This is a genomic window from Cereibacter changlensis JA139 (assembly GCF_003034985.1).
In the GTDB taxonomy this organism is placed as follows: Bacteria; Pseudomonadota; Alphaproteobacteria; order Rhodobacterales; family Rhodobacteraceae; genus Cereibacter; species Cereibacter changlensis.
Genome location: NZ_PZKG01000438.1, coordinates 1 through 440 on the forward strand (window position 1 = coordinate 1; position 440 = coordinate 440).

The 440-nt window shown below is 69.8% G+C and carries 1 protein-coding gene; it reads left to right on the forward strand.

The genetic code is table 11. The features are described 5' to 3' along the window. On the forward strand, positions 1-440 hold a 440-nt coding region (locus C5F48_RS24555), incomplete at both ends, for a penicillin-binding transpeptidase domain-containing protein (RefSeq protein ID WP_258186607.1).

Sequence of the window (440 nt, forward strand, 5' to 3'; positions counted from 1 at the left end):
GAGGGCCACAACTACGGCCCCTTCCTCTCGGCGACCGATGTCATCGTGAAATCCTCCAACGTCGGCGTGGCGCATATCGCCTTGCAGATCGGCGGCTTGCGCCAGCAGGCCTTCCTGAAGTCCTTGGGCTTCTTCGACGCGACGCCCGTCGAGCTGATCGAGGCCCCCGGCGCGAAACCGCTGATTCCCGCCCGCTGGGCCGACATCACCACCATCACCACCTCCTACGGCCACGGCATGTCGGCGAGCCCGCTGCACCTCGCCGCCGCCTATTCCGCCATCGCCAACGGCGGCATCGCGGTGAAGCCGACGCTGCTCCGGCAGGACGGCCCACGCCCGGCCGAGCGGGTGATGCGCAAGGAGGTCGCGCTGAGCGCCGTGTCCATGCTGCGGCAGGTGGTGACGCGCGGCACCGCGAGCTACGGCGACGTGCCGGGCTA